The organism is Gudongella ferriphila, from assembly GCF_046224405.1.
Lineage (GTDB): Bacteria > Bacillota > Clostridia > Tissierellales > Tissierellaceae > Gudongella.
The window spans coordinates 22,573-45,537 of record NZ_JBJXRK010000020.1; the positions used below are offsets into that span (position 1 = coordinate 22,573).

33 protein-coding genes are annotated in these 22,965 nt (G+C 40.5%); 29 read left to right on the forward strand and 4 right to left on the reverse strand.

Going from position 1 to position 22,965, the window contains the following annotated elements; translation table 11 throughout:
- Positions 1-7 precede the first annotated feature (7 nt).
- The 13 genes from ACKVDP_RS10075 (at position 8) to ACKVDP_RS10135 (ending at position 10,031) form a co-directional block, all read left to right on the forward strand.
- Positions 8-571: a DUF4256 domain-containing protein gene (locus ACKVDP_RS10075; RefSeq protein WP_409228715.1), complete on the forward strand. Its 564-nt coding sequence runs from the start codon at positions 8-10 to the stop codon at positions 569-571.
- Between the two features lie 45 nt (positions 572-616).
- Positions 617-1,075 carry a DUF3795 domain-containing protein gene (locus tag ACKVDP_RS10080; RefSeq protein WP_409228716.1) on the forward strand — a complete coding sequence of 153 codons (459 nt, stop codon included), beginning with the start codon at positions 617-619 and terminating at the stop codon, positions 1,073-1,075.
- Entirely contained in the window at positions 1,072-1,437 is a 366-nt protein-coding gene (locus ACKVDP_RS10085) for an iron chaperone (protein ID WP_409228717.1), read from the forward strand. Before ACKVDP_RS10080 ends, ACKVDP_RS10085 begins: the two co-directional genes overlap by 4 nt.
- Positions 1,438-1,564: 127 nt before the next feature.
- Complete coding sequence (locus tag ACKVDP_RS10090; protein ID WP_409228718.1) at positions 1,565-2,791, forward strand: PQQ-dependent sugar dehydrogenase; 1,227 nt, start codon at positions 1,565-1,567, stop codon at positions 2,789-2,791.
- Between the two features lie 219 nt (positions 2,792-3,010).
- The gene (locus ACKVDP_RS10095; RefSeq protein WP_409228719.1) at positions 3,011-3,652 is read left to right on the forward strand and encodes a general stress protein; all 642 of its coding nucleotides are present in this window, start codon (positions 3,011-3,013) and stop codon (positions 3,650-3,652) included.
- A gap of 285 nt (positions 3,653-3,937) precedes the next feature.
- Complete coding sequence (locus ACKVDP_RS10100; protein WP_409228720.1) at positions 3,938-4,321, forward strand: hypothetical protein; 384 nt, start codon at positions 3,938-3,940, stop codon at positions 4,319-4,321.
- Positions 4,322-4,436: 115 nt separating this feature from the next.
- Positions 4,437-5,156, forward strand: coding sequence for an ATP-binding cassette domain-containing protein (locus ACKVDP_RS10105; protein WP_409228721.1), 720 nt, complete (start codon positions 4,437-4,439; stop codon positions 5,154-5,156).
- Entirely contained in the window at positions 5,149-5,823 is a 675-nt protein-coding gene (locus ACKVDP_RS10110) for a methionine ABC transporter permease (protein WP_409228722.1), read from the forward strand. Before ACKVDP_RS10105 ends, ACKVDP_RS10110 begins: the two co-directional genes overlap by 8 nt.
- A gap of 14 nt (positions 5,824-5,837) precedes the next feature.
- Positions 5,838-6,650: a MetQ/NlpA family ABC transporter substrate-binding protein gene (locus ACKVDP_RS10115; RefSeq protein WP_409228723.1), complete on the forward strand. Its 813-nt coding sequence runs from the start codon at positions 5,838-5,840 to the stop codon at positions 6,648-6,650.
- 191 nt (positions 6,651-6,841) lie between these two features.
- A complete protein-coding gene (locus ACKVDP_RS10120; RefSeq protein WP_409228724.1) occupies positions 6,842-7,174 on the forward strand; it encodes a hypothetical protein in 333 nt (110 codons plus the stop codon).
- A gap of 331 nt (positions 7,175-7,505) precedes the next feature.
- Positions 7,506-8,453 carry a linear amide C-N hydrolase gene (locus ACKVDP_RS10125; RefSeq protein ID WP_409228725.1) on the forward strand — a complete coding sequence of 316 codons (948 nt, stop codon included), beginning with the start codon at positions 7,506-7,508 and terminating at the stop codon, positions 8,451-8,453.
- A 47-nt stretch (positions 8,454-8,500) separates the two neighbouring features.
- The gene (locus ACKVDP_RS10130) at positions 8,501-9,013 is read left to right on the forward strand and encodes a DNA-deoxyinosine glycosylase (protein WP_409228726.1); all 513 of its coding nucleotides are present in this window, start codon (positions 8,501-8,503) and stop codon (positions 9,011-9,013) included.
- A gap of 253 nt (positions 9,014-9,266) precedes the next feature.
- On the forward strand, positions 9,267-10,031 hold the full coding sequence (locus ACKVDP_RS10135; RefSeq protein WP_409228727.1) for a ribonuclease H family protein: 765 nt from the start codon (positions 9,267-9,269) through the stop codon (positions 10,029-10,031).
- A 9-nt stretch (positions 10,032-10,040) separates the two neighbouring features.
- Here the strand turns inward: ACKVDP_RS10135 and ACKVDP_RS10140 are convergent, their stop codons facing one another.
- Entirely contained in the window at positions 10,041-11,780 is a 1,740-nt protein-coding gene (locus ACKVDP_RS10140) for an ABC-F family ATP-binding cassette domain-containing protein (RefSeq protein WP_409228728.1), read from the reverse strand.
- A 279-nt stretch (positions 11,781-12,059) separates the two neighbouring features.
- Here ACKVDP_RS10140 and ACKVDP_RS10145 point away from each other — a divergent pair, with 279 nt between their 5' ends.
- Entirely contained in the window at positions 12,060-12,488 is a 429-nt protein-coding gene (locus ACKVDP_RS10145) for an arsenate reductase ArsC (protein ID WP_409228729.1), read from the forward strand.
- A 115-nt stretch (positions 12,489-12,603) separates the two neighbouring features.
- Here the strand turns inward: ACKVDP_RS10145 and ACKVDP_RS10150 are convergent, their stop codons facing one another.
- A complete protein-coding gene (locus tag ACKVDP_RS10150) occupies positions 12,604-12,945 on the reverse strand; it encodes a hypothetical protein (protein WP_409228730.1) in 342 nt (113 codons plus the stop codon).
- A gap of 102 nt (positions 12,946-13,047) precedes the next feature.
- On the reverse strand, positions 13,048-13,311 hold the full coding sequence (locus ACKVDP_RS10155) for a helix-turn-helix domain-containing protein (RefSeq protein ID WP_409228731.1): 264 nt from the start codon (positions 13,309-13,311) through the stop codon (positions 13,048-13,050).
- Between the two features lie 198 nt (positions 13,312-13,509).
- Between ACKVDP_RS10155 and ACKVDP_RS10160 the strand changes: the two genes are divergently transcribed.
- The 5 genes from ACKVDP_RS10160 (at position 13,510) to ACKVDP_RS10180 (ending at position 16,598) form a co-directional block, all read left to right on the forward strand.
- Positions 13,510-14,703 carry a MalY/PatB family protein gene (locus ACKVDP_RS10160; protein ID WP_409228732.1) on the forward strand — a complete coding sequence of 398 codons (1,194 nt, stop codon included), beginning with the start codon at positions 13,510-13,512 and terminating at the stop codon, positions 14,701-14,703.
- A 145-nt stretch (positions 14,704-14,848) separates the two neighbouring features.
- On the forward strand, positions 14,849-15,220 hold the full coding sequence (locus ACKVDP_RS10165) for a PadR family transcriptional regulator (RefSeq protein WP_409228733.1): 372 nt from the start codon (positions 14,849-14,851) through the stop codon (positions 15,218-15,220).
- A gap of 14 nt (positions 15,221-15,234) precedes the next feature.
- On the forward strand, positions 15,235-15,543 hold the full coding sequence (locus tag ACKVDP_RS10170) for a hypothetical protein (protein ID WP_409228734.1): 309 nt from the start codon (positions 15,235-15,237) through the stop codon (positions 15,541-15,543).
- A gap of 12 nt (positions 15,544-15,555) precedes the next feature.
- Positions 15,556-16,035, forward strand: a complete 480-nt coding sequence (locus ACKVDP_RS10175; RefSeq protein WP_409228735.1) for a hypothetical protein — start codon at positions 15,556-15,558, stop codon at positions 16,033-16,035.
- Complete coding sequence (locus ACKVDP_RS10180; protein WP_409228736.1) at positions 16,032-16,598, forward strand: permease; 567 nt, start codon at positions 16,032-16,034, stop codon at positions 16,596-16,598. Before ACKVDP_RS10175 ends, ACKVDP_RS10180 begins: the two co-directional genes overlap by 4 nt.
- Before the next feature lie 161 nt (positions 16,599-16,759).
- On the opposite strand, the gene ACKVDP_RS10185 is transcribed toward ACKVDP_RS10180, so the two are convergent.
- Positions 16,760-16,960, reverse strand: a complete 201-nt coding sequence (locus ACKVDP_RS10185) for a dodecin family protein (RefSeq protein WP_409228737.1) — start codon at positions 16,958-16,960, stop codon at positions 16,760-16,762.
- Between the two features lie 176 nt (positions 16,961-17,136).
- Between ACKVDP_RS10185 and ACKVDP_RS10190 the strand changes: the two genes are divergently transcribed.
- From ACKVDP_RS10190 to ACKVDP_RS10235, 10 genes are all read left to right on the forward strand, one after another.
- Complete coding sequence (locus ACKVDP_RS10190; protein WP_409228738.1) at positions 17,137-17,907, forward strand: transposase; 771 nt, start codon at positions 17,137-17,139, stop codon at positions 17,905-17,907.
- A gap of 20 nt (positions 17,908-17,927) precedes the next feature.
- Positions 17,928-18,755 carry a DegV family protein gene (locus ACKVDP_RS10195; protein ID WP_409228739.1) on the forward strand — a complete coding sequence of 276 codons (828 nt, stop codon included), beginning with the start codon at positions 17,928-17,930 and terminating at the stop codon, positions 18,753-18,755.
- 42 nt (positions 18,756-18,797) lie between these two features.
- Positions 18,798-19,262 carry an aminoacyl-tRNA deacylase gene (locus ACKVDP_RS10200; RefSeq protein ID WP_409228740.1) on the forward strand — a complete coding sequence of 155 codons (465 nt, stop codon included), beginning with the start codon at positions 18,798-18,800 and terminating at the stop codon, positions 19,260-19,262.
- Positions 19,263-19,265: 3 nt separating this feature from the next.
- Positions 19,266-19,463, forward strand: a complete 198-nt coding sequence (locus ACKVDP_RS10205) for a YwbE family protein (RefSeq protein WP_409228741.1) — start codon at positions 19,266-19,268, stop codon at positions 19,461-19,463.
- A gap of 11 nt (positions 19,464-19,474) precedes the next feature.
- Entirely contained in the window at positions 19,475-19,813 is a 339-nt protein-coding gene (locus ACKVDP_RS10210) for an arsenate reductase family protein (protein ID WP_409228742.1), read from the forward strand.
- A gap of 36 nt (positions 19,814-19,849) precedes the next feature.
- Positions 19,850-20,527, forward strand: coding sequence for a metal-dependent hydrolase (locus tag ACKVDP_RS10215; protein WP_409228743.1), 678 nt, complete (start codon positions 19,850-19,852; stop codon positions 20,525-20,527).
- Positions 20,528-20,648: 121 nt separating this feature from the next.
- Complete coding sequence (locus ACKVDP_RS10220; RefSeq protein ID WP_409228744.1) at positions 20,649-21,341, forward strand: AzlC family ABC transporter permease; 693 nt, start codon at positions 20,649-20,651, stop codon at positions 21,339-21,341.
- Positions 21,342-21,347: 6 nt separating this feature from the next.
- Positions 21,348-21,668: an AzlD domain-containing protein gene (locus ACKVDP_RS10225; protein WP_409228745.1), complete on the forward strand. Its 321-nt coding sequence runs from the start codon at positions 21,348-21,350 to the stop codon at positions 21,666-21,668.
- A gap of 54 nt (positions 21,669-21,722) precedes the next feature.
- Positions 21,723-22,544, forward strand: a complete 822-nt coding sequence (locus tag ACKVDP_RS10230; protein ID WP_409228746.1) for an alpha/beta fold hydrolase — start codon at positions 21,723-21,725, stop codon at positions 22,542-22,544.
- Positions 22,545-22,708: 164 nt separating this feature from the next.
- Positions 22,709-22,965: LysE family transporter (locus tag ACKVDP_RS10235; protein WP_409228747.1), on the forward strand; the 257-nt coding region annotated here is incomplete at its 3' end.

Genomic DNA, 22,965 nt, shown 5'->3' on the forward strand with positions numbered 1-22,965 from the left:
GATTGAAATGAAGGAAGAAAGAGTTACATCAGCTGACCAAAAATACGAGATTATGGAAAAGCTCAAAGTTAGATTTGACGAAAACATGATTAGGCACAAAGATATGAAGTGGTCTGATGTTGAAGCAAGACTCAAGGAACACCAGGAAAAGCTCTGGTCCCTTTATGAAATGGAGAGGACCGGTGGAGAGCCTGATGTTGTTGCCTATGATGAAGGGAAGGACGAGTTTATTTTCTTTGACTGTGCTGTGGAAAGTCCCAAGGGTAGAAGAAGCTTATGCTACGACAATGAAGCCTTGAAATCAAGGAAAAAAAACAAACCAAAGGACAGTGCACTTAATCTGGCAGCTCAGATGGGAATTGAACTGCTGACGGAGGAAGAATATCTAAAGCTTCAGGAGCTGGGAGCTTTCGACACAAAAACCTCCAGTTGGATAAAAACGCCTGAAAGAATAAGAAATCTTGGAGGGGCTCTATACTGTGACCGAAGGTATGACACGGTATTTGTATATCACAACGGAGCGGAATCATACTACGCTTCCAGGGGATTCAGGGGTTCTCTAAGGGTATAGCGAATAAGTCTAAACCATACATTGGTAGATGGAAGGTGGAAACAAATGATAGAGGAAGACCTAGTTGCCCCATGTGGAATGAATTGCAGCTTGTGTATTTCATACCAGTTCGGCAAGAATGACCTGAACAAGAAAGGCTTTCATCGAACCTATTGTCCTGGATGCATACCAAGAGGCAAGAACTGCACCTATATGAAAAGCACTTGCGACAAGCTTGGAAAAGGAAAGGTTAGATTCTGCTTTGAATGCGATGATTTTCCTTGCAAGCGACTAAAGATTCTGGATAAGCGATATCGCACCAAGTACCACATGAGCATGATAGAAAACCTGAACTATATTAAGGAGAATGGCTTGGAGGCTTTTCTCAGGGAAGAGGAACTGAAGTGGAGGTGCTCACAATGTGGTGGCACAGTCTGCTGTCATAACGGCCTATGCTTGAACTGTAATATTAATACCTTGATCAGGAATAAGAAATATAGATGGAATGAGGAGAAAACAAAATGAATACAAAAATGGATGAACCACAAGACATTGATGAGTATATAGAACAATTTCCGGATGATGTGCAGGAAATACTGAAAAAAATAAGAAGGATCATCCGTGATGCAGCTCCGGATGCGACAGAAAAAATCAGCTATAAGATGCCAACATTCTATCTGAATGGGAACCTGGTACATTTTGCAGCATTCAAGAGCCACATAGGGTTCTATCCTACACCCAGTGGCATTTCATCTTTTGAGAATGAGCTGGCTCCATATAAGAGAGCCAAGGGGTCTGTCCGGTTTCCACTGGATAAACCAATTCCATACAATCTTATAGACAGGATTGTAAGGTTTAGAGTAGAGGAAAACTTGAAGAAGTTATAGCTGTGGGCGGTGTGCCTTATCTAGAACGATCAGAAAGTCAACATAACAGGAGAACTCCGCAGAAGCAAATCACAGATAGCATACTGTGGATTTGGTTGTTTTATACGGAGGCAAGGAGGAGTGGACAATGAAAAGCAAATGGATTATTTTAAGCGTAGTACTGGTCTTCCTGCTTGTATTTTGGCAAATGGGAGGCATAGACTATCTGTTAGCCCGTACAGTCTTTGCACCTGACCATGATTCAGAAATTATTGGAGAGGAAACTGATGAAGAGGATGAGAGTCAGGAAGAGCCAAATAATGATGAGAGTCAGGAAGAGGTTCCTGAGGAGGAGGAAGAAGTTATTTACTCTGCTGAGGAACTGACCTATGAGATAGAAGTGATTGGAGGGGGGTTGGAGATACCATGGGAGATTTTACCCCTAAATGATGGGAGATTTCTTGTAACCGAACGGCCAGGAAGAGTCCTGATGCTGGATAATGGAGAGATTTTTTCTATTAAGGGTGTTGAGCATATTGGTGAAGGTGGTCTGTTAGGCATGGAAAAAAGCCCTGAATTTGATGAAAACGGTTATATATTCCTGTATTATACCTACAGGGATGGCAATCAAATACTCAACAGGGTTTCAAGGTTTACCTTCGAGGAGGACACACTGGTTGATGAAAGATATATTCTGGATAGGATCCCAGGATCAAGATTCCACAACGGTGGAAGGATCAAGTTTGGCCCTGATGAAAAGCTATATGTCACCACAGGTGATGCACAGGTTCCAAGCCTGTCACAGGATGTAGACTCTCTGGCGGGAAAGATTCTTAGGCTTAACCCAGACGGAAGCATCCCCCAAGACAACCCATTTGAGGGAAACCCAGTATATGCCTATGGGCTTAGAAATCCTCAAGGGCTTGCTTGGCATCCAGTTACTGGGGATCTGTTTGCAAGCGACCACGGACCAACAAGTCAAGATGAGGTAAACAGAATAATCCCTGGTGGAAATTACGGATGGCCAGTTGTGACCTGTGCTGATGGTGAATCTCAGTATGAGGATCCAATAGCTTGCTACTCAGATTTCACCATGGCCCCATCCGGAATAGGATTTCTTCCATGGGATAACCTGGCGGAGCCACCTCTATATGTGGGTGGTTTAAGGGGAAACATGGTCATCAGAATTGACCTGGACGCTGAAGGGAACCCTGTCCGTCAAGACCAGCTGTTCAGTGAGTACGGTCGGATAAGGACAGTGGTCTATCATGAAGGCTCCCTTTTTATTGCCACAAACAATAGGGATGGGAGAGGAGTGGTCAGGGATAATGATGATAAGATCCTAAAGATTACACCTAACCTAGCATCGAAGTAGGGAAGGTAAATGCTTGAGTTTAAGGTATTGTACGGACAGATCTTGGGACCTGTTTTCATGTGCCGCTTCATCCACCTATGTTTACCAGCTTCTTGTTCCGGGCATGTATATAATATAGGAGCTTACCCAGAACATCCCATCAGCCAGCAAGAATATGTAATCTGGAACCTATGATTTAATAAGCGAACGTTAATTGTTTATTAACGGGGGGAGGAAGCAATGAAAGATCAAATAGGAAAAGATAGTGGAGACAAAGGAAACAGTCGTATTGAAAAGGAAACAGTCTATAGAGATAAAGAAACAAGCCCATATAGCAGAGAAGGTAGAAATAGAAAAGGTACAGAGGATGGAAAAGTATTGGTGGGAGTTTTCGAAAAGGTTGACGAAGCCTTGAATGTTATTAAGCGGTTAAGGGAGGCAGGCTACAAGGAATCTGAAATAACAGTGGCAGTTAAGAATGAAGAAAAACAGGAAGAAATTGATCATAAGACAGATGTGGATGTAGAATCCTCAGGATATGCAGAAAAAATGTCAGGAGGAGCTGCCATTGGTGGAGCTCTGGGAGGATTATATGCGGCACTTCCTGCACTTGGGCTGGTAACAATACCAGGAGTTGGTCCAATTTTGGCAGCAGGGCCCATTGCAGTAATACTTGGAGGTGTAGTTGCAGGTAGTGTAGCTGGTGGCTTGATAGGAGCACTGGTTGAATTGGGAGTGGATGAGGAAGAAGCTAAGAATTACGAATATTTGGTTGATCAGGGTAAGATAATAATTCTGGTCGAAAACAAAGAAAACCTTCGTGATGATGTGTATATGGCATATAGACAGAACAATACACTAGTTGGCGGAAGAAAATGGTAGGAAATCAAATGAAGAATGATAATCCCCCTATGCTGTAGGCATAGGGGGATTTAATTTATATTGACAACTAGAGACCTTGTAAGTCATACTATTTCCATTGTTCAAGAATTCAAGTGTATGTGATAGAATCATATAGAGGATTTGTAAACAGCATTAATATTAATTATCAGGCTTGGAAGACCAGTAAATACAATCAAGACAAATAACTAAGTGAGTGATTTTATGTAGACAGGCATTTTCTATAGATTTGGAATTCAGGACTAAAAATTTAACGGGGAGTAAAAGATGAGGGCATATCTGGGAATTAAATATCATAAGGATTATAGAAACAGAGAAATATTTGAAAAGATTTCAAGGATCCTTGAGGAAAATCAATATGAAACATGCTGTATTGTAAAGGATTGTGACTCGGGTAAAGAATTTTGTTCCAGCCCCACTGACTTAATGAAGGAGACATTTAAGAGGATAGATTCCTGTGATCTTGTTGTTATTGAATTTAGTGAAAAGGGAGTTGGCTTGGGGATTGAGGCAGGTTACGCGTTTGCCAGGGGAATTCCCGTATTAACAATAGCCAGGATGGGATCTGAAATATCAGAGACTCTGGAAGGGATATCAAATAGAATTATTTTCTATGACTCCTTAGAGGAACTGGGAGATGTTAAATTCTAGATAATCCTTTCATTTAGTTTTGTGATTGTTATAATAGATAAATGGGAATCGATGTATTCTTTCTGACACGATAGGATTTGATTTGAGTAGGAAATTATCATTGGCGGGTGATGTTTTGATAAGATTGGAAAAAGTTTCAAAGGAATTTTTCATAGGCGGTGAAAAAACCAGAGTAATTGATGGAATTGATCTGCATGTGGATAGGAAGGAAATATTTGGACTTGTTGGAGAAACCGGAAGTGGTAAGTCCACCATACTTAGGATGATGAATGGGTATATCGAGCCAGATGAAGGAAGCATATACCTTATGGGTATGGTTCTGGACAGTGATTCCAGGTATGAGCTGGTGAAGGAGACATCAATGATTTTTCAGGGCTTCAATCTTCTGGGCAATCTGAATGTTATAGAAAATGTACTCCTGCCAACTAAGCTCAGAAAGGGTGTCAGGAAGGAAAATGTTGAGAGGGCAAGGGAATTGCTGTCGTTTGTTGGACTTTCTGAGTTTGAGAAATCCAATATACGCAATCTGTCTGGAGGACAGAAACAAAGGGTTGCAATAGCAAGGACGCTGATTACAAAACCAAGAATTATTTTCTGTGATGAACCAACCTCAGCCCTGGATGAGAATATGAGCTATGAGGTTCTAAAGCTACTCAAGGATATAAATGAGAGGTTTGAAACCACCCTTGTAATAGTCTCCCATGACATTGGAGTTATAAAATCTGTATGCAGCCGTGTTGCCATAATTGAAAATGGAAAGATATCAGACCTTATCTCTTTGACTCCTAAGGGAGTTGCTCCCGTTTCCTACAAGGAGGCATTCTTAAGTGATTGAAAGATATATTGAAACATTCAACAAATTTAGAGACCCGTTATTCAAGGCGCTTTTTGAAACTGCGGACATGATGCTGTTTTCTATGGCTGCAGCACTAATTCTAGGCCTTTTATTGGGATTTGTCCTGTTTATAACCGGAGCGGGTGGGATATACAAGAATAGGTCGATTTACTTTATGACTTCAGGATTCATAAATATTACAAGGTCCATCCCTTTTATCCTGTTCATAATAGTCATGATACCGGTTAACAGGATGATTCTGGGGACTGGATTTGGAGTGGATGCCTCAAAGATCCCCTTGAGCCTCATAGGTATATCGCTCTTTGCACGGTTCACAGAGCAGGACCTGCTGGATGTCAACAAAAATATACATGAAACATCGTATGCACTGGGTGCCAGCACCCTGCAGTACTTCTCACATTTTCTGCTGCAGGAGGCTAGGTCTGGCCTGATATTAAGCTTTACATCAACAACTGTTAGCCTCCTGTCCTACTCAACTGTAATGGGGATCATCGGCGGGGGTGGACTAGGATATCTTGCAATAAGTGAGGGTTATTACAATTTCAACTACGAGCTGATGTGGATTATCATCCTCTTGATGATTTTGATAGTCCATGGGCTACAAACAGCTGGCAACACCATAGCTGAAAAATTTGACAAAAGATAATGGAGATGATGACTATGAAAAAAATTATATTGGTTATAATGGTGGTTGTTCTAGGTGCTTCCATAATTGGTTGTGGGGCCAATGAACCGGAAGAGAGCAAGGAGATTAACGTTGGGGTTGCATTTTATCCCATGAAGGACATTCTGCTGTTAATTGAGAATGATCTTGAAGAGGAAGGCTACGACCTTGTTATACATGAGTTTTCGGACTATCAGGTACCCAACAACCTCCTCCAAAACGGGGAATTGGATGCAAATATGATACAGCACGACTATTTTCTTCAGATGTACAATGAGTCCAATGGTGCTGAACTTGTGACTGCCCAACCAATCTACCATGCAACATTTGCTCTTTATTCAAAGGAGTATGAGACCATTGAGGACATACCTGATGGATCAATTGTAACAATGGCCGATGATGCCACAAACTTCAGCAGATCTCTCTATCTCCTTAAACAGGCGGGACTTTTGACCTTCAATGATGACAAGACAACCGGTTTGACTATTGAAGACATCGCCACTAATCCAAAGAACCTTAAATTCGAGGATAAAGTGCCATTGACCAGTCTGGCCCAGAGATACTCCGAGACCGGTCTTGCGGTGATGTACCCAACTTATGCCAGGAGCCTGGAACTGGTTGGAGATGAACAAAGACTCTATGTTGAACAGCAGGATTCAATCACAGAGGGATACGCCATATCCCTGGCAGCAAGAGACGACAACAGGGATAGCGAAAAAATACAAGCATTGATCAAGCATGTCACAAATGATAAGGTCAGACAGCTTTTGATTGATGAATACAGCTGGGCAAGCAAGCCTGCTTTTTAGTACAATTGAATTAACACCGAAGGTCGACATTGGACAATAACCCTTGTCGACCTTTGTATTTTGATTTAGGGGCAAGTTGTTTTAGAGAAAAAGCGGGTATTTATTATATGAGACACCTTGGAGAAGAAATGTCCTTTTAGCAGAGTTTATATCCTAGAAATCAGTAGAATTGAAGAAAGGGGACTTTATCCGTGAAAACAAGCTTTTTTCCTAAAACATCAATGGGAAAGACGGCGGGATATCTGTTTTTGATTTTTGTTTTGATGATTTTTACAGGAAGATTCATCTCGGACATGACAAACAATACAATAGAATACCCAAACCCAATTAACAGCCCGATTTTTGGAACCTTCATATACCTTACATTTCTGACTGCTGCAGTTTCATTTTTAACTGGATTGAAGGCTATTCTAAGAAAAAAGGAAAAATCTCTTATAACTTACTTGATAATAATAATTTGTGGATATTTTGCAATAGGAGGCCTGACCCTTTTTATCGTTGGAATGTTTCAAAGCTTTCTATAGCAAAGGGCTCTTGGAAAACTTATAGAACTACAAAACACTATCTTCTTGATAGTGCTTTTCTTTATTACGAATAGGGAAGTTCTACTTTTTTGTATCGTTCTTGTATTAAGAAATCTCCGTATAGGAGTATCATAAAAAGCTTCCTTAATGCATCTTTACAAATGCAATTGATGTAAAATGTTCCATGGGAATTTCTGAAGAATCAATTCAGGTTACATTTACCCTAGCTTCTGTTTCAAGCATTTCCCTTAAATGTTTGGGGTGCATTTGCTATAATAAAGCAAAGGACGAATCTAACTTTATCATGACACCATTACGAAAGAGGGATCATATGTGTACTGGAATAAAGATTGACTATAATGATGGCTGTGTGCTCGGAAGGACCATGGATTATGAATCACCCATGAACTACAATGGATTGTACTTGCCGAGGAACTACAACTATGCCAAGGACTTGATGGGACGACAATTACATTCGAGATACAGGATGCTGGGGGTTTGCTTTCATAATAGAGATCCCTTGAAAGATGGAGTAAATGAGCATGGCCTGGTTGGAATCACAAATGATTTCGCTGGCTTCAACCTGTATGCTCAGAAGGTGGATACCAGTAAAATAAACCTATCAAGCCTGGATTACTTCAACTATGCCCTTGCTAATTACAAATCAGTTCAGGAGCTGGTGGATGATTTGCCCAACATTCATATATCGACACGCAATCACAAGGGTGAAAAGGCCATATCCCCGGATTTTCATTTCATGTTCTCTGACTCCACAAAAAGGTGTATCGTAGTTGAACCAAAGTCTGGGGATCTGATATGCTACGAGAATCCCTATGATGTCATGACAAACTCTCCTGGTTTTGGATCCCATGTTAGAAGACTCAACAAGTATATTGATATGGAAAAGCTTGAGGAGTTCAATGCATCCAAGGATTTGCCAGGTGGATATGATCCTGTGTCAAGATTCATTAAGGCCTTCTACATGACAAGGAGGAGCAAGAAGGCATCGGGCTACCACGAGGCTCTATCATACTTCCATAGCATAATGAATGCAATGACCTTGCCGGATGGTTTTATCAGGAACAAGAAATATGATTACACAACCTATACAAGGTATATCTGCTCCTATGATACCAAGGGTATGGAAATGACACTTAAGTCCGATACAAATCCAATGGTTTACAGACTGGGCTTTGAGGATCTTGTTGATATGGAGAGTAGACAGGCATTTTTCGTTGACATGGAGTTCAGAACTCATAACTTGATTGGGAGTAAATGATAAGCGCATATCCGGGCTAAAGGGACTAAACTATTGGAGGGTGGGGTATGGATAAAATCAAGTCATTTGATCCGATTGTAGATATTAATTCAAAAATATTGATTCTAGGTTCCATGCCAGGGAATATGTCCCTGGAAAAGGGAGAATATTATGCTCATCTTCGAAATCACTTCTGGAGAATAATCTTTGATCTTTTCAACGAGCCCTATCAGGATGATTATGCTGGAAAGCTTGAGTTTCTACTTGTTCATGGAATTGCAGTTTGGGATGTGATTGCTGAGTGCAGGAGAGAGGGCAGCTTGGATGCTCGAATATCTGATGAAAAGCCAAATGAAATTGTGGAGCTGTTGAAGAGCTTCTCAGGAATAGAAGTTATTATGTTCAACGGATTGAAGGCGTATCAAAGCTACAAGAAGATGGTCGGATTTGATAAAAAACCTGATGTGACATATATCAGGCTACCATCAACCAGCCCAATCCCAACCAGAAGAATTAGAACCTATGAAGATAAGCTAGCGGAATGGAAGATCATATATGCCTATGTTTCTGAGAAGGATTAAACAGGAGCTCATGACAGGAGCACCTGACTGGTTGGGAGCTGACACATTCCATGTGCTCTTTACCCCATGCCTTAAAATAACCTCGGAGACAGATCTGCTTCAAGTACATGTGAAAAAATACTCTGGATAGGGTGACTGTTTTGTATGAACAAGTGGTTATTAATAGGTTGTGAGAATTCCCAAACGGTTTTGTTGTGGAAAAGCATCAAACATTCTGATGCAATAAAGCACGACAGAAAGGAAGGTGAGAATCATGAGGGCCAAGCAGATGCATCTTGAAATCATAGAAGGAACTGATAAGAAATTCGCCATAATAATATCAGATGAGTCGAGACAGGTTGTTGTGACTTATGATACCTCTAGCAAGGAGCTTCAAATACCATTGATTAATGAACTGGCTGAGTTCATAAGAAGGAATGAAAGTCAATTTAGGGGGATTTTACATAATAAGAAGAGTGAAAGCTATTATGTGGGATTCAGACTGGACTTTTCAATAATTGATGGTAAGGATATATCAAAATTCAAGGATAGGAACAATATAATCATCAGGGAAAAAGGCAAGGTATTAGTGGAATCTGCCGTGGGCAAGAACAGGCTGCCGGAGGTTTACACTGATGCAAGCTATGATGAGAGGGTAGAAAAGGGTGCATTCTGTGTGTTGAGGAAGGAACTGGATGGCTCATATGAAGCCAGGGAATTTGTATGCGAGTGTCAGGATTCCAATTCAGCAGAGCTTGAAGCAGTCATCAGGGCACTTGAGATTTATGAGGATGACTTGAGAATTATCACCGATTCACAATATGTCAGAAAAGGAATCACGGAATGGATCATCCATTGGAAGCTTAACGATTGGCATACAGCAAATGGAACAAAGGCCAAAAATATAGATATGTGGAAAAGACTTGATAGGCTTTGTGAAAACCGCAGGGTGGAATTCGGATATGTAAAGGCACACAATAATCATTTCGAAAATGAGTATTGTGACCTTATGGCAAGAATAAAAAGAGAAGAAGGATAAACCAAATACTTACATGGACTTGATCAGGACTTCCAATTGCTCTGACATTACTTTTGCATCTTCAAAATTCTTTTCTTTTAAAGCCAGTTCAATCTGTCTTTCAATGGATTTTTTCTTTTGTTCAATTTCCAAATAGTCCTTGTCAAAATGCTTATCATATATCATTTTTCTGAATTTCCGGATGCTCATCCTTCTGATAGCCCTGTCCTCAATTATCAATACATAATCCATGCAGTTAACGATTGTGTGGTAGTCGTGGGAAATCATTAGAATTGAACCTTTATAGTCTTCAATTGCATATTCCAGAGCAACCTGAGAGTAGGTATCCAAGTGGCTGGTAGGCTCATCCAGAAGCAACAGATTGGCATCGCTCACAGAAGCTTTTGCCAGCTGAAGCATATTCTTTTCTCCTCCGGACAGAGCATCAATCTTTTGGTCAATGGCCTCTTCATCGAACCCATACCTTGAAACAAGCATGCGTATTTCATCATAGGACTTCAAGCCTGCATGAAACAACTCATCTGCGATGCTGTTTGATCCATCCAGCATTTCTCCCTGAAGCTGGGACAAATATGACACTTTTATACCGTCGCCAATTTCAATGGACTCCTTGCTGTTTTCATATATATCCTTCAGCAAGGTTGTCTTTCCCGTGCCATTTGCTCCAATAAGTGCCACCTTGTCCGTTGAGCCAATCTCAAAGCTTACATTTTCCAGAAGCACATCATCAAATGCAACACTGTAATCCTTAACCCTAAGGGGAACAATATCCTCCAATGGAGTATCCGAATTGAAATTCATGTCCGGTTGTCTTATTGCCAAAAAAGGTGCCTTTACCCTTCGTGCCTTTAATCTCTCCTGGATCTTGACCTTTGCATTAACAGATCTACCCTTTGAGGCTTCTGCATTCTGGTTTGCCAAGAATCTTAGTTTTTCAATTAGGAGGTCATTTCTCTCAATCTCTTCGTCATCCATTATAGCCAGCTCCTGCATTTCTATCTTAGCTTGAAGCATTTCCAGGTTGTAATCTATATATCTACCATTGAATTCCTGAATGTCCATGTTTTCTAGATGTAGGATCTTGTTGAAGCAATGGCTTAGGAGATATCTATTGTGGGTTACGACCAGAAGAATCCCTTTGTGTGAATTTATAAGGTCCTTTAGGGAGTTGAGATTTCTATAATCAAGAAACACATCAGGTTCATCCATTATAAGTATATCAGGCTTGACCAGCATTTCCATTATCACCTGTACAAGTTTGAATTCACCTCCGCTAAGCTCAGATATCAGCTTATCCTTAAGATCCATAAGTCCGGCAAGGTTTAACTTTCTGTCTATCATACTTTCAAAATCATCCCCGCCGATTGCATGGTAGGTATCCAGGGTGTTTTGGTACTCTTCCAACAGAGAATCAACTTCTGAGGCAGTTTCCATCCTTAGGCAAATGGCCTGGATTTCATTCTGCAAGCTTATAAACTCCCTGCCAATATACTCAAAAACCCTAGTGTCCTCTGCTCCGTCCAGTCTTGGGAACTGACTTACATAGCCGATCCGACAGCCCGGTTCAATTTCTATTGTGCCATCATACATGTATTCTTCAGGATCCATAATCATATCTATCAAGGTACTCTTTCCGATACCACTTGATCCAATAAATGCGCAGTGCTGACCATAACTCAATTCAAACGAGATCTTCTTATACAGGTCCTTCTGTGGGAATGAATAGGACATTTCATTAATTTTCAACATATTTCTACCTCTTCTTATCAAATTTAAAGAAGCCTGCTTAACAAGCTCCTCCGTGTTAGCTCTTTCCATTTGAAGCTGGAAACCATAACTAGCTTCAACTAATTTGTTTACCGACGTAGCATATCATTTTTTCAGGTCAATATCAATCATTTATCATAACTGGAAAGAATTAACTTCCAAATATTTTACCTAAATTTCATACTAACCTAACAATAATATGTCAGAATAGATATATATTGGTATTAAAGTGTAGAGAGCTCATTATAGGGAGGAATTTTAGTGGACAATAGAATAAGGGTATTGTTTGTATGCGTACAGAATTCATTTAGAAGTCAGATAGCTGAAGCAATAATGAACAAAAAATACGGGGATCGTTTTTTTGCTGAAAGCGCTGGTCTAAATCAGGGAGAAATTCACCCTCTCGCCATAAGAATAATGGAGGATTACGGACTGGATATTTCGGGGAACAATGTGGATAGTGTTTTTGATTTTTACAAGGAAGGAAGAGTATACAGTTATGTTATAACCGTATGTAGTAGGGACAATGAAAAACAGTGTCCAGTATTCCCGGGTATAAGAAGACGCTTCAATTGGGATTTGGAAAATCCAGAGGATTATACAGGTAGTGAGGAAGAAAATTTTCATAAGGCAATAAAGCTAAGAGATGAGATCGAAAGAAGAATAGATGAGTTGGTAAGCATAATGTAATTTTGTAATGGGGGCGTTTCATTGGCTAGAACCGCCCCATCCAGGTTATTTGAAGCCATGTAATCCATAAAGGTAATCTGGAAGCTGAGTATCTTAGCATCAGTTGGAATAGGTTTCAAGTTACGGAAATCATATTGTAAAGCTTCAACAACCTGATGTCCTCCTTGGAGACCTTCAGCTGCCTTGCAAGAGCATCATCCTCCTTGAGAATTTTCTTTGAGAAGAGCATCTTTACAGCTATAGGCATCATGGGCCTTGAGGAGATCCCAAAGAAAAGCCCCCATTTTATATCAGAATCAAGGAAGGATGCTAGGATGCTTATGGTCACCTGCTCCATGGGCGTATCCTGATTTTTCATATAGATATTGGTAAGTGCGTCATAGTGTTCAATGTAGCCCCAGTAGGTGTTCTCGCAGTTCTGATAGTTGCTGAAATCCTTGAAGTTCATATACATCATTATTTTGTACCTTGAGTCACCAGCCTCAGAAAGCACGTCAAATACGCACCTTGAGATCTGGTTGGACCTTCCGTCGAATATGTATGAATAGAATTGTGATACTCAGCTGAAGAACGCTGGATTGCTGCCCTTGGTGGCCAAGACTGTCCTCTCGGGACTTGTGTATAGAAGCTGCTCAACATGTACCTGAAGAGCAGCTGCAATGTCGTATAGTGTTTCAATATCGACTGTTATTTCACCCTTTTCATATTTTGATATTGTCGCCTTGCTTTTGGAAATCATCTCTGCCAGATCCTGGAGAGTCATTTTTCTTGACTTGCGAAGGCTCCTTATCCTTTTACCTATCTCAGTACTTATCTCTGACATCCACTACACCTCCCGGAGTCTATCTAAAATAGAAATTCATATTGATTTTACAGAAATTAATTAGGATTGGACTAATTATATACCATATGAGTCCATATTTCTACTATAAAGAAACTGTGCTATTTTGACCAAGTGAGATTTTGGGAGTAGAATTGTTATAAGACCAAGAACTGAACGGATGAAGGAGAGGGTGATCAAGTGTATAATTTTAATGAGATTATCGACAGAAGAAACACCAATGCAATGAATACTGACGGCTTCAGGGAATACATTTTCCATGCAGACAAGACCATGACATTCCCTTACAAGGACGAGGAGTTCGTTCGAATGTGGGTTGCTGACATGGAGTTTGCAACACCAGATGTTATAATAGAGGGAATCAAGGAAAGATTGGACAAGAGTATCTTTGGCTACACACGAATACTTTCCGATGACTATTACAATGCTTTTGTTGACTGGTGCAGAAGGAGGTATGGCTGGAGTTTTGAGAGAGAACACCTTGTAATGTCCAACGGAATAATTCCTGCACTGTTCGAGCTTGTGGACTACATATGCGAACTAGACGAAAAGGTTATATTTTTCACACCATCCTATGCATACTTCAAGTATGCCGCAGACTTCCACAATAGGGAGAGTGTGTTTACAGACCTTGTTGAGGAGGAAGGAGACTTTTATGTTGATTTCGAAAATCTGGAGGCAAAGGCCTCTGATGAAAAGACGAAGCTTTTCATTCTATGCAATCCCCACAACCCTACAGGAAGGGTTTGGTCAGAGGAGGAGCTTAGGAGGATGGGAGAGATCTGTATAGAGAATGACCTATGGATAATATCCGATGAAATACATTGCGACCTTTTGAGAAGTGGAGAGAAGCATATCCCTCTAGCTAAGGTGTTCCCAGATTACGACAAGCTCATTACCTGCATGGCACCAAGCAAGACCTTTAACATGGCTGGATTGATGATATCTAACATCATAATTCCAAATGATGACCTTAGGAGCATATGGCTGTCAAGACATTACAATTTTGATAATCCACTGAGTGTAGCTGGTGCACAGGCCGCCTATGAAAAAGGGGAGCCCTGGCTTGAGGAGCTGACAGAATACCTGGACGAGAACTTCAGATTCACCAAGGAATACCTGTCTGCCAATCTACCTAAGGCTGTATTCAATATTCCACAGGCAACTTACCTTGCTTGGGTGGATGTTGGGGAGTACTTCAAAAAGGATGAGGATCTGCCCATGTTCTTTGCATATGAGGCTGGAGTGCTGCTTGAAGGTGGAAATATGTTTGTTCAGAACTCAGATGGCTACATCAGGTTAAACCTGGCATGCCCCAAGACAATTCTAGAGGAAGGCCTGAAAAGGATCTGCGAGGCAGTAAACAACAAATAGATTGCTAGAACACATCTTAATAAGACCGATTGTAACGCCAGACCTAGTTCTGGCGTTTTTGATTGACTTAAGAGATTAATTGGTTTATACTATGTACAAGACAACTATATACATAATGCATATAGTGTTAGCCGGAGGTGGTCAGGTGGAAAAAAATCAAGACTTGTTCTGTAGTGGAAAGAGCCATAAGATGGAGAGATTCCTGGAAGTATGTTTGCTGCTGCTGTTGTATGATGAGGCTGGGTATGGCTATGGACTTATTGAGCAGCTGGAGTATTTTGGCTTCTCTCAGGAGGACCTCAATGTAAGTACACTCTATAGAACCCTTAGGAAAATGGAAAAGGAGAACCTGGTTTTATCATCGTGGGAAGAGGGAGGTCCAGGGCCAAAGAGGAGAGTTTACGAAATAACAGATGAAGGAAGAGAGAACCTGGACCAGTGGATCAGGATCCTGGAGATCAAAAAAGCAAGAATTGAAAGGTTAATTGGAAGATATGAAGAAAAGAAACAGAAGTGAAGGGTGGGAGAAAAATGCAAATATTTGATTTGATGAATCTGGAAGCTGAGGGATATGAGAACAGGAAGGTAAATGTTTTTTACCAGAATGAATCATTCAAGACCCGGGTGATAGTGCTTGAGGCTGGAGGTAAAATTCCAGAATGCCAGATGGATACCTATGTGATGTTCTATGTGGTCAAAGGAGAAGTGACTTTAAGTAAAAACCAGGAAACATCAATACTGAAGGAAAACCAGGTGTTTATTACCGAACCGGCATTGCTTTCAATGGAATCTGCCGAGGGAGCTAGACTTATGGGGATACAGATAAAGGCAGGAAATTAGGAAGGTGATATTATGGGAACGTTTGTAACTATCTACAGTCTATTGGGCATAAGCTTGGTTTTATCCCTTGTTAAAAGCAGGGAAAAAACAAAGAAGGCATTTAAGGTTGCTGGTAAAGCATTGCTTAAGTCGGCACCGAGCCTCTTGGCGGTATTGGGAATTGTTGGGTTAACCTTAGGTGTACTAACTCCAGAGACAATTTCGAATCTGGTAGGAGCTGAGGCTGGCTTTATGGCAACTATTGCAGCTGCGGTGATAGGTGCTGTTACCTTGATTCCTTCACTGGTAGCATTCCCTTTGGCTGGTTCATTACTGAGATCAGGTGCAACTGTTATGACGATTTCAGCATTTATAACCACCCTTGTTATGGTTGGAGTTGTGACTGCACCCATGGAAATAAAAACACTGGGGAAAAAATTCACAGTCCTTCGAAACGGATTGGGGTTTTTGGTTGCACTTATCATAGCGGGTATAATGGGGTTGATATTATGATGGAGATGATTAAGAAGTTCAGACTGCCAATTCTGATTGGATTCATATATGCAGCATTGGCTTTGTTTGTGCCTATCGCAGCTTCACGCTCCACTAAGGTGTTGTGGGATTATTTCAAAGAAATGGCAATGATTATGCCTCCTGTATTTTTACTGATGGGGCTCATGGAGGTGTGGGTACCAAAAAACGAGATACAAAAGTGGCTTGGAAGCGGTGCAGGGATCCGAGGTGGTGTTATTTCCTTTGTCCTGGGCACTTTACCTACAGGACCTTTGTATGTTGCATTTCCAATGACTGCAACACTATTGAGAAAAGGAGCCAGTATAACAAACATGATATTGTTTTTAGGGTCTTGGGCAGCTCTTAAGATTCCTCAGTTGATGATTGAGATTAAATTTCTGGGGATTCCCTTTACGGCATTAAGGTTTGTCTTAACCCTGGCTGGATTGATTGCAATGGGTTTTATCATGGAGACGGCTTTGGGACACAGGTCAGTGGATAAATGGCTTCCACCAGAAGATGAGGAAGCTGGGAATGGCATGAAAGGTAAAATGAAGATATGATTGTAAAGAGCCTTAAGGAACGGAGGCTATTATGAGTGATATTTTCAGTATGAAGGATACTTTTATGACCCCTTTGATTAAGCTTGTTATAAGGTACCCAAACATAATGGAATCCAACTAAAGAAAAATCTGGAGACAAAGATAATGTCCCCAGATTTTTTTTAGTCAACTATAAATGAAACCTTTACATTGACTCTGTACCTTACTATCTTGCCATCCTCGACAATGGCCTGGAAGTCCTTAACATAAACCGATGTAACATTTTTTACTGTCTTTGACACTTCCTCAACTGCCTTTTGTGCGGCAGCCTCCCAACCTTCAGGTGATTCCGCAAGAATTTCAACAACTTTTACTACTGACATTTTCCAATTCCTCCTTTTAAGAGTTCACGATTAAACTACTCTCTATATTCCTTCTACCCAATTAGCTCTAAAAAGCATCAGAGCGTATACTTTGTTTTTAGTAGCAAACATCAGGGACGGTTCTTTTTGTTTGACTTGCCTCTCAAAAATGATAAAATGTAGAGGAGGTGATTGGTTTGCCAAGGCATGCAAGAATTGAAAGCGAAACGAAGCATTATCATGTAATGACAAGAGGGATCAACAAGGACAAGATTTTTTCTGGTGAGAGTGATAAGAAAAAGTTAATGGAATTGTTAAGGTCAAAGCTGGAGGATGTGGATATTACGTGTGTTGGATATTGTATCATGGATAATCATCTACATCTTGCTCTAGTAGGGGAGATAGAGGAACTGAGAAGCTTTATGAAAAAAGTCAATATTTCCTATGCAATGTATTACAATCGAAAGCATAATCGTATAGGACCAGTGTTTCAGGATAGGTTTAAAAGTGAGAACATCTTTAATGAAAGTCACCTAATGGGTGTAATTAGATATATTCACAATAATCCAGTCAACGCTGGCATGGTTAAGACCCCAGAGGAATATAAATGGAGTAGCATGAACGAATATATAACCAAGGAATTATTCTTAATTGGGGTTGAAACCAAAGAAAATGTTTTAGGTGGATTCAATTCCAAGGATGGATTTATGGAGTTCCACAAGCAAAATGATGATAGAGAGTATTTAGAGACAAAAGAAGAGGAAAGAAAGCATCAAGACAAAAAAATCAGGAAGATAATTGAATCATACTTTAAAGATAAGGGTATGGTTGAAGAGAATCAGATTAAAGACTTGGATAGCTTGATTGTACTTTTGATAGAAAGAGGCTTATCCTATAGAAAAGTGGCAAAACTTACAAATACAAGCGTTCATAGGGTGTATATTGCAAACAAAAAGAACCGTCCCTAGTGTTTGAAAGGAGAGATGACGTGATAAGCTTAGTGACTGACAGCTCAGCTGATTTACCAAAGGAAATAATTGAAAGATATGATATTTCCGTTGTCCCATTAAATGTTTTAATTAATGGGAAAGAATATGTTGAAGGTGTTGACATCTCGGCAGAAGAGTTTTGTGAAATGATGATCAATTCGGAGGAACTACCAAAGACATCGCAACCCTCGCCAGAGGTTTTTAAGAAGCATTTTGAAAACCTATCCAAGGAAGGTCCAGTACTCTGTTTGACAATTTCCTCCCAATTAAGTGGTACATATCAATCAGCATGCTTGGCAAGCGACATGGCGGATGCAGACGTGACAGTTTTTGATACATTGGCAGGCTCAATGGGTCATGGCCTACAGCTTATGGAAGCAGGAAGATTGATTGAAGAAGGACTTTCCATGGAGGAAGTGGTTGAAAAGCTTAAGGAATTCAGAAGCCGTTCCAATATATTGATCTTGCTTGACACCCTTGAAAATATAGTAAAGGGTGGTAGAGCAAGCAAGTATGCCGGTGCAGTAACAGAGATACTCAATATAAAGGTGTTATTGGAAGGGATAGATGGAAAAGTTGAAATGATAGAAAAAGTGAGAGGCACAAAAAAATTTACCAATAGAGTCTTGGAGGTCATAGGTGAAAGAAAGAGTGACTTTTCAGATACGGTATTTGCGATTACCCATGTCAACAATCAAAAAGGTGCTGAAAAATTACGAGACTTAATAATGGAAAAATATAAACCAAAAGATATAATCATAAATTACATGGGAGCTACAATGGGAACATATGCTGGGAAAGACGGCATGATCGTCTCATTTTACTAGGCAAACAAAAAGAACCGTCCCAGGTGTTTGGAGGAGGAAAGTATGATTGAATATGAGAACAAGCTAAAGGAATATATAATTCATAACAGCATTGAAGCAGACCACATACATTTTGAAGACATATGTCACTCCGTTCAGGAAGCAGCTGATGCAGCTGGAGCAACACCTGATGATCTGGTGAAGAATATATGTATGGTTGATGACAAGGGAAATCTAATTGTTGCCATTGTAAAGGGTGAGGACCGGGTGAGTACATCCAGAGTGGGCAAGACCTTGAAAATAGATAGACCGAGAATTGCAACTGAGGATGAGATCCTGGATAAGTCAGGTTACCCTTGTGGTGGGGTCCCATCATTTGGTTATGATGCAACATTTATTGTTGACCCAAAAGTCATGGATAAGGACTACATATATACTGGTGGTGGATCTGAATATTCTCTGGTACGCATTAAGAGTGAGAATCTAACAAAGGTCAATAAGGGATTGACAATGAGAGTGAGGAAGTAACATATGAGTGGAAATTTGAGAGAAAAAATTGAAATAGGCAGCAAGGTCAGAGTTGTACAGAAGCAAGATCAGAGGTCGGGAAAGTTGACCGAGGGTAGCGTTGAGAAGATTCTTACCAAGTCATCATCACATCCTCATGGAATCAAGGTGATGCTTGATGATGGGACTGTTGGAAGGGTAAAGGAAATAATAAATAGTTAGTGGGTGAAGGGTTGAATATACAAATTTTTGGAGCAAACAAGTGCTTCGACACAAAAAAGGCAGAAAGATATTTCAAGGAAAGAAAGATCAAGTTTCAATACAAGGATCTGTACAGATATGGCCTTAGCAAAGGTGAATTTGAAAACATCAAAGCTTCCGTTGGAATGGAAAACCTAGTGAACACAAAATCAAAGGATTACGAAAAACTCAATCTACATCGGATTAGAGGAAATGCCATCCGGGAGGAGATTATACTAAGCAACCCAAAGCTCTTCAGAACACCTATCGTGAGAAACGGAAAGCAGGCAACCGTGGGCTATAAACCTGAAATCTGGAAGGAATGGGAATAGTTGGGTATACTAAAGAAAAAGGAGAGGTGATGGTACATGAAGCTGACCTATCTTGGACATTCATCATTTTTGATTGAGGAGGGGAAATTCAAGGGTATTATCGACCCGTTTTTATCCGGTAATCAGGCATCAATTACTAAGCCGGAGGACATCAAAGGGCTGACACATATATTTATTACACATGGACACGGTGACCATATTGGTGATGCAGTTCAACTGGCAAAGGCCAATGACGCACTTGTTATTGCCAACGCTGAAATATCGGATTACCTTTCAACTAAGGGACTGAGAATCCATGCCATGCACATAGGTGGAAGATTCAAGTTTGATTTTGGAACTGTAAAGATGACCCCAGCCCTGCACGGATCTGGAATTAAGACTGAAAAGGGAATGCTATATGGAGGCAACCCAGGAGGTTTTGTGGTTGAAGTTAACTGCAAGAAGGTCTATCATGCCGGTGACACGGGACTTACAATGGACATGAAGCTACTGGAAGCTGAGAAGATTGATGTTGCAATGCTTCCCATAGGAGGCAACTTCACAATGGATATAGATGATGCGATAATTGCAGCAGATTTTGTAAAACCAAGGATACTGATTCCAATGCACTATGATACCTTCCAGGTAATCAAGGCGGACCCACAGGAGTTTAGGGAAAAGAACAAAACCTGTGATACAGTTATACTTGAAATTGGAGGAGTCTACGAGTTTTAGACTCATCAATATCCCCTGATGCAAACCTATTGAATGGTGCATCAGGGTTTTTATTTAATAGCTAAATTTGGGGCTTTGTGATAGAATACATGTTATTATCTATTGAAGGAAGGTAAATAGTATGTTTAATAAGGAAAGTATAATTAGGGGAGTTAGATCTGTTGCTCCATTGATTCTTGGAATAATTCCTTTTGCCATGATAAGTGGAATAACTGCTGCAAACACAGGGCTTTCACTTGGAATGGCATTGCTTATGAGCATTGGAATTTTTGCGGGCGCTTCGCAGCTAGCTGTTCTTCAGCTGGTAAGTGACAATGCCCATATGCTTGTGATCATCTATACTGCCCTGATCATCAATCTCAGAATGATGATATACAGTCTATCCATTGCTCCACATCTCCAGGGTATAAAAACAAGTTTAAAGGCTCTTTTGGCCTACAGCATGACAGACCAAAGCTATGCGATTTCAACGGTCCATTTCCTGAACAACCCGGAGGAGGACACCAAAAGCTTCCTGTTGGGAGCCTCATCAACACTATGGATAGTATGGCAAGTAAATACAATCATTGGATATCTTATGGGTTCAATAATACCACCAGAGCTTGGTCTTGATTTTGGTATTCCGCTGACATTTATTGCAATCCTGTTCAAGGGTGTAGTAGGATGGCCCGGAATAATTGCAATCATTACCAGTGGTGTAATTGCAGTGGCTGGTGCAAATCTACCCATGAATATTGGGCTTGTTTTAGCAGCTATTATTGGAATAGCCGCTGGTTCCATTAGTGAAATCTATTTAAGTAGAGGAAGGGGATAGGGAATCGTGAATAATATACAGCTTATATTGACAATTTTGATAATTGGTCTTGGCACATTCATTTTCAGATTCTCATTTATTCACCTTTATGGAAGGATGAAGCTTCCCCAATGGGTGCACCGAGCAATGAGATTTGTACCTCCTGCAGTAATGTCTGCATTGATTTTTCCTGCAATTTTGATTAAGGATCAGGAACTGTGGCTTTCATATGAGAATCCAAGGCTGTTGGCAGGGATGGTGGCCATTGTAATCGCATGGAAGACCAAGAATCTATTGCTGACAATTGTGACTGGTCTGGGTATATTCTGGTTGATTGTATTTGTGTAAGGATATAAATCTATTAGATTGATACATTTGATTAATACAAGGGAGAGGTTAGGTATGCGAGAGCAGAGGTCGCTGTCAAGATTAGGTTCAAATATCAAATACTGGCTATATGGAGAGGAAGACAGACCTGTGGTTGTGTTGACCCATGGTGCCACCCTAGACCATATGTCATTTATGGATCAGGTGCCAGCATTGGTAGAAAATGTCTACAGGGTTTTGACATGGGATATGCGGGGTCATGGAGATTCATCTCCAATGGGAAGAAAAGCCACCCTGCAAATCCATGTTGAGGATCTTATCGCCATAATGGAAAATGCAGGAATAGAAAAAGCAACATTGGTGGGTCATTCACTTGGAGGCTTTGTTTCCCAGCTTTTCGCACATAAGTATCCGGAGAGGGTGGATGCCCTTGCAGTGTTGGGGTGTACGGATATATCCCAAAAACCCAGCTTGTTCTACAAGGGAATGTATTTAATTATGCCGAGAATACTCGGTAGGATGCATCTGGAATCATTCAGGGAAAAGACTTTGGCGGACCTTTCCATATATGAAACTGTGAAGGAGTATGCAAGGGAAGCAATGGACCATATTCCAAAGGACGATTTCATAAAGATTATAATGTCTGGAGTTCAGGCTCTATGGACTGATTCCGGAATTCCTGAGGATTATATGATTCCTGTACCGTTTTTGCTGATGCATGGTGATTCTGACAATGCAAATGGGAAGGTTTATCAGAAGGAATCACCAGAATGGGAAAAGAGACAACCAAAATGCAGGTATGAGATTATTCCACATGCGGGGCACACTGCTCAGATGGATAACCCTGAAGCCTTCAATAGGGTGTTGATTGATTTTTTAAATGATGATGTATATTGATCATAAATACTAGGTTATATAATGTGAGAAATCCTTGAAAGTACTGAAATTTCATAACTTTCAAGGATTTTATTGTGGGTCTATATCAATTAAATCTTGATATTGGATTAGGTTTTGATACAATAAAGCATAGCAGAGTTAATTGCAGACCAGGAGGAATCAAGATGCGGTCTTCGAATAGGGTGCAGGAATTGAATAGCAATGTAATTTTTAGTGGCTTCAGATTTGGAATGATCCTTCAATTGGCAATAGGACCAATATCCCTTCTGGTGCTTCAAACTGCCATAACCAGGGGATTATCACAGGCAATGCTTGGAGTTTTGGGCGTAACCCTTGTGGATGCAGTATTTGTCATAGCCGCAATTCTAGGACTTGGTGCAGTGATAAACAAGAATAAAAATGCAAAAAGAGCATATCAGTT

What these genes read in the sequence shown, in the direction of transcription:
- ACKVDP_RS10080 (WP_409228716.1), top strand. Translation starts at nt 617, where the DNA reads ATGATAGAGGAAGACCTAGTTGCCCCATGTGGAATGAATTGCAGCTTG.
- ACKVDP_RS10170 (WP_409228734.1), top strand. Translation starts at nt 15,235, where the DNA reads ATGCAAATATTTGATTTGATGAATCTGGAAGCTGAGGGATATGAGAAC.
- ACKVDP_RS10095 (WP_409228719.1), top strand. Translation starts at nt 3,011, where the DNA reads ATGAAAGATCAAATAGGAAAAGATAGTGGAGACAAAGGAAACAGTCGT.
- ACKVDP_RS10150 (WP_409228730.1), bottom strand. Translation starts at nt 12,945, where the DNA reads ATGATGTATATGAACTTCAAGGATTTCAGCAACTATCAGAACTGCGAG.
- ACKVDP_RS10100 (WP_409228720.1), top strand. Translation starts at nt 3,938, where the DNA reads ATGAGGGCATATCTGGGAATTAAATATCATAAGGATTATAGAAACAGA.
- ACKVDP_RS10140 (WP_409228728.1), bottom strand. Translation starts at nt 11,780, where the DNA reads ATGTTGAAAATTAATGAAATGTCCTATTCATTCCCACAGAAGGACCTG.
- ACKVDP_RS10090 (WP_409228718.1), top strand. Translation starts at nt 1,565, where the DNA reads ATGAAAAGCAAATGGATTATTTTAAGCGTAGTACTGGTCTTCCTGCTT.
- ACKVDP_RS10155 (WP_409228731.1), bottom strand. Translation starts at nt 13,311, where the DNA reads ATGTCAGAGATAAGTACTGAGATAGGTAAAAGGATAAGGAGCCTTCGC.
- ACKVDP_RS10130 (WP_409228726.1), top strand. Translation starts at nt 8,501, where the DNA reads ATGGATAAAATCAAGTCATTTGATCCGATTGTAGATATTAATTCAAAA.
- ACKVDP_RS10135 (WP_409228727.1), top strand. Translation starts at nt 9,267, where the DNA reads ATGAGGGCCAAGCAGATGCATCTTGAAATCATAGAAGGAACTGATAAG.
- ACKVDP_RS10085 (WP_409228717.1), top strand. Translation starts at nt 1,072, where the DNA reads ATGAATACAAAAATGGATGAACCACAAGACATTGATGAGTATATAGAA.
- ACKVDP_RS10185 (WP_409228737.1), bottom strand. Translation starts at nt 16,960, where the DNA reads ATGTCAGTAGTAAAAGTTGTTGAAATTCTTGCGGAATCACCTGAAGGT.
- ACKVDP_RS10200 (WP_409228740.1), top strand. Translation starts at nt 18,798, where the DNA reads ATGATTGAATATGAGAACAAGCTAAAGGAATATATAATTCATAACAGC.
- ACKVDP_RS10230 (WP_409228746.1), top strand. Translation starts at nt 21,723, where the DNA reads ATGCGAGAGCAGAGGTCGCTGTCAAGATTAGGTTCAAATATCAAATAC.
- ACKVDP_RS10115 (WP_409228723.1), top strand. Translation starts at nt 5,838, where the DNA reads ATGAAAAAAATTATATTGGTTATAATGGTGGTTGTTCTAGGTGCTTCC.
- ACKVDP_RS10180 (WP_409228736.1), top strand. Translation starts at nt 16,032, where the DNA reads ATGATGGAGATGATTAAGAAGTTCAGACTGCCAATTCTGATTGGATTC.
- ACKVDP_RS10125 (WP_409228725.1), top strand. Translation starts at nt 7,506, where the DNA reads ATGTGTACTGGAATAAAGATTGACTATAATGATGGCTGTGTGCTCGGA.
- ACKVDP_RS10220 (WP_409228744.1), top strand. Translation starts at nt 20,649, where the DNA reads ATGTTTAATAAGGAAAGTATAATTAGGGGAGTTAGATCTGTTGCTCCA.
- ACKVDP_RS10205 (WP_409228741.1), top strand. Translation starts at nt 19,266, where the DNA reads ATGAGTGGAAATTTGAGAGAAAAAATTGAAATAGGCAGCAAGGTCAGA.
- ACKVDP_RS10215 (WP_409228743.1), top strand. Translation starts at nt 19,850, where the DNA reads ATGAAGCTGACCTATCTTGGACATTCATCATTTTTGATTGAGGAGGGG.
- ACKVDP_RS10075 (WP_409228715.1), top strand. Translation starts at nt 8, where the DNA reads ATGAAGGAAGAAAGAGTTACATCAGCTGACCAAAAATACGAGATTATG.
- ACKVDP_RS10175 (WP_409228735.1), top strand. Translation starts at nt 15,556, where the DNA reads ATGGGAACGTTTGTAACTATCTACAGTCTATTGGGCATAAGCTTGGTT.